Annotated in this window: 5 protein-coding genes; 3 read left to right on the plus strand and 2 right to left on the minus strand. The window is 67.7% G+C overall.

The window, feature by feature from the left end; translation table 11 throughout:
• Together B3E91_RS11430 and B3E91_RS11435 are read right to left on the minus strand one after the other, a co-directional pair.
• A partial coding sequence (locus B3E91_RS11430; protein WP_414708247.1) for a PAS domain-containing protein occupies positions 1-317 on the minus strand: 317 nt, incomplete at its 3' end.
• Between the two features lie 198 nt (positions 318-515).
• Positions 516-1,811 (minus strand): SLC13 family permease, encoded by a 1,296-nt coding sequence (locus tag B3E91_RS11435; protein WP_287029524.1) that lies wholly within the window; start codon positions 1,809-1,811, stop codon positions 516-518.
• 112 nt (positions 1,812-1,923) lie between these two features.
• Between B3E91_RS11435 and B3E91_RS11440 the strand changes: the two genes are divergently transcribed.
• The 3 genes from B3E91_RS11440 to B3E91_RS11450 form a co-directional block, all read left to right on the plus strand.
• Positions 1,924-2,670, plus strand: a complete 747-nt coding sequence (locus B3E91_RS11440) for an AraC family transcriptional regulator (RefSeq protein ID WP_090228696.1) — start codon at positions 1,924-1,926, stop codon at positions 2,668-2,670.
• A 265-nt stretch (positions 2,671-2,935) separates the two neighbouring features.
• A complete protein-coding gene (locus B3E91_RS11445) occupies positions 2,936-3,748 on the plus strand; it encodes a transporter substrate-binding domain-containing protein (RefSeq protein WP_090228698.1) in 813 nt (270 codons plus the stop codon).
• 123 nt (positions 3,749-3,871) lie between these two features.
• A partial coding sequence (locus B3E91_RS11450) for a hypothetical protein (protein WP_287029525.1) occupies positions 3,872-4,059 on the plus strand: 188 nt, incomplete at its 3' end.

Below are 4,059 nucleotides of genomic sequence, written 5' to 3' on the forward strand. Positions count from 1 at the left end.
ACCACGTCGCGAATCCACACGTAGCCGCCATCGGCGGTGAGCGCGCGGTAGTCGGCCTCGTGGTCGATGCCGGACTGCGATTGCGACACGCAGAAATTCACCACGTAGTCGCGGTCTTCCGGATGCATCCGCGCCACCCAGTCGTCCACGCCGACCCAGCTCTCCTGCGTCCAGCCCAGCAGCGTTTCGATCTGCGGGCCGATGTAGGAGAAGGTCATGGTCTTCCAGTCGATCTTCCAGGGAATGGCCCGGGTCGACTCCAGCAGCGTCTTGTACACCGCGCTGTCGGTTTCCATCTCACGCCTGGCGTTTGGCATCGTACTCATGACTTCGCACTGCTCCACAGGAGGACGGCCGCTACGCGCCCGGAGGCGGTAGCCGAGTGCCATCATACGAAATAGAAAGGCGCTTGCCGCTCCCGCCGACGAAAAGCTGTTGCGAACGCGCCGTGGAGCGTGCGCCAGCGGGCTTCACCTTCTCCAGCGAACCGGGACGGTTTCCCGGCCGCGAAGGCGTCAGGAAAGCCAGCCGAGCATCGAGAACCACAGGTAGTCCAGCGGCACCAGCAGCGCGAAGGTCAGCGCCGCCAGCGCCAGGCACAGGCGCAGGGCGTGGCGCAGCGGCACCTTGCCCAGGGCCATCGCTACGATGATCGGCGGTGCCTGGTACGGCAGCAGCGGCGTGGCGAAGCCGATCACCTGGATCATCAGCACGCCGAGCAGCGGGAAGCCGGAAGCGTCCACCAGCGACTGCGCCATGGGCGTGAACATCGCCGGCACGCCGTTGGCGGTGACCACGAAGTTCAGCACGCTCGACAGCCCGACGATGGACAGGAAACTGCGCAGCGGCGTGGCGGGGTCCAGCGGCAGCCAGGCCAGCAGCGCGTCGCCGATCATCCGCCCCAGGCCGCTGTGCCCGACCAGCGCCGCGAGGCCGAGAATCGCCGCCACGTAGAGCGCGGTGCGGTGGTTGACCTTGCTGCCGAACTCCTCGGCGCTGACGAAGCCGATCCGCGGCAACAGGCAGAAACACGCCGCCAGCAGGCCGATCCAGGCGGGCGAAATACCGTGCAGCGAATCGCTGACCCAGAGCCCGACGGTGATCGCCAGCAGCAGCGCCAGGCGCTTCTCGTCGCGACTCAGCGGCGGCCCGGCCTCCGGTTCCACGCGCCGGTCGAGGCGGTCGGCGAACAGCACGCAGACGCAGCCGCCCAGCGCCAGCGCCTTGAGCACACCGAGCACCGGCCCGTGCAGCATCAGGTAGGACAGGTAGGAGAGGTGCAGGCCGTAGCTGCTCTCGATGGCGCCGACCATCACCAGGTTCGGCACGTTGGCCGGCAGGATGCTGCAGGACAGCTGGAAGGTCGCGACGCCCACCGCCAGCGCCAGGCCGAGCCGCCCGCGTCGCCCTTCGACGAGACCGGTGCGATCCGCCAGCGCCAGCACGATCGGCATCAGCAGCGCGATCCGCCCCATGCTCGACGGCATCACCAGCGCCAGCGCGTAGCACAGGCCGATCACGCCGAAGACCATCCGCACGTAGGAGCCGGACAGCCGCGAGGCGAGCGCGCGGGCGCAGCGGTCGGCGAGCCCGGTCCGCTGGATCGCCAGGCCGAGCACGAAACCGCTGAGCACCAGCCAGAAGGCGCCGGAGGCGAAACCGGAGAAGATCAGCCCTGGCGGCGCCAGCTGCAGCAGCATCGCGGCGGCGAAGAACAGCAGCGCGGTGAGGTATTCGGGCAGTTTCGCCGTGGCCCAGAGGCCGATGGTCAGCGCCACCACGGCGGCGGTGAGCAAAAGCTGGATATCCATGTGCGTTCTCTTGTTATGGGTCGGGAGCCCTCCCGGCAGCGCAGCAGTCTGCCCGGCGAAACCGCGTGTTTCCACTACCACGCGCCGGGCGCGGCGCTTATTCTCCCCGCCCATGATCGATCTGCTCGCCACCCCGGCCCCTGCCACCCTCGCCGACCTGCTCGCCAGCCTGGAGCAGATCGCACCGCTGTTCGATGCGCTGCCCGGCGTGGTGTTCTTCATCAAGGACGCCCAGGCGCGCTATGCGCTGGTCAACCAGACGCTGGCCCAGCGCTGCGGGTTCAAGGACAAGGCGGCGTTGCTCGGGCGCACCGCCGAAGAGGTCTTCCCGGCGCGATTCGGGCCGCTGTACACCGAGCAGGATCGCCGCGTGCTGGCCAGCGGCGGGCAACTGGCCGACCAGCTGGAGCTGCACCTCTACTACGGCAACCAGCCCACCTGGTGCCTGACCCACAAGCTGGCGCTGCGCGACCGCGAGGGCGCGGTGATCGGCGTCGCCGGCATCTCCCGCGACCTGCAGCTGCCGCAGTCGACCCACCCAGCCTACGGCAAGCTGGCGGCGGTGGACGCCTACATCCGCGAGCATTTCGCCCGGCCGATCAGCCTGGCCGAGCTCACCGCCATCGCCGGGCTCTCGGTGGCCCAGCTGGAACGCCACTGCAAGCGCATCTTCCAGCTCACCCCGCGGCAGATGATCCACAAGGCGCGCCTGGGCGAAGCCTCGCGGCTGCTGCAGCAGGACCTGTCGATCACCGAGATCGCGCTGCGCTGCGGCTACACCGACCACAGCGCCTTCAGCCGGCAGTTCCGCGCCCTGACCGGCTTCTCCCCCAGCCAGTACCGCGACTCGCATCGCTGATACCGGCGCTGTCCCCGCCGCCCCCGAGGGTGTTCCCTCTTGGGGCGCCGCCCCTCACATTGCTCCCTTATGTAACACGCCCGAGCCAGGCGATTTAGCGCCGTTCATGCGCTCGAAATCCCTGTTTGCCGCGGCAGCGCTGGCCCATGGGCGCCAGGTGGGCACCGTCGGAAAAGCCGGCATATCCGTTGCATATTAAATATCGTATACGAAATCACCGAACTGGCTTCACACCCTTCGTCTTCACATTCACAACGAGGCACCTATGAAAAACCCCGCTTTTGCCGTAGCCCTCAGCGCTGTAATGACAACCTGCGTGATCGGCAACGCCCAGGCCGACAAGCTCGACGACATCATCGAGTCCGGCAAGCTGCGTTGCGCCGTCACCCTGGACTTCCCGCCCATGGGCTTCCGTGACGACAAGAACGCCCCGGCCGGCTTCGACGTCGACTACTGCAACGACCTGGCGAAAGTCCTCGGCGTCGAGGCGGAAGTCGTCGAAACCCCCTTCCCCGACCGCATCCCCGCGCTGGTTTCCGGGCGTGCCGACGTGATCGTCGCCTCCACCTCGGACACCCTGGAGCGCGCCAAGACGGTCGCCATGAGCGTGCCGTACTTCGCCTTCCAGATGGTCGTGCTGACCCGTGACGACACCGGCATCAACAGCTTCGACGACCTCAAGGGCAAACCGGTCGGCAACACCAGCGGCACCTTCGAGGCGATCGCCCTCGAGAAGTCCGTGAAGGACTGGGGCAACGGCAGCTTCCGCGCCTACCAGACCCAGAACGACACCATCCTCGCCGTCGCCCAGGGCCACATCGACGCCACCGTGGTGACCAACACCGTCGCCGCCTCGACCCTCAAGTCCGGCAAGTACAAGGGCCTGAAAGTCGCCGGCGACGCACCCTACGTGATCGATTACGTCTCGCTGGCGGCCAAGCGCAACGAGTACGGCCTGATCCACTACCTGAACCTGTTCGTCAACCAGCAGGTCCGTACCGGTCGCTACGCCGAGCTGTACGAGAAGTGGGTCGGCGGCAAGCCCGTCAACCTGACCGTACCGGGCGTCTACTACTGAGTCCGCGCTGTAGGCGGAGCTTTACGTAGGGTGCGCCGCGCGCACCGCCCGCTCCGAGGCAGCGCGGCGCATCGCACGACCCACGGTGCGCCTGGCGCACCCTTCTTTCATGGGAACGACTTCATGCCTGACGTATCGCTAAGCGGCCGCGCCCTGGTGGCCGGATCGACGCAAGGCGAGCTGCTGCATGCCGATCTCGGCCTGAGTTTCTGCGGCGGCGCGGAGCTTCACGTAGGGTGCGCCGCGCGCACCGCCCGCTCCGAGGCAGCGCGGCGCATCGCACGACCCACGGTGCGCGGGGCGCACCCTAC

Source organism: Pseudomonas sp. UBA6310, assembly GCF_002438225.1.
GTDB classification, from domain to species: Bacteria; Pseudomonadota; Gammaproteobacteria; order Pseudomonadales; family Pseudomonadaceae; genus Pseudomonas_O; species Pseudomonas_O kuykendallii.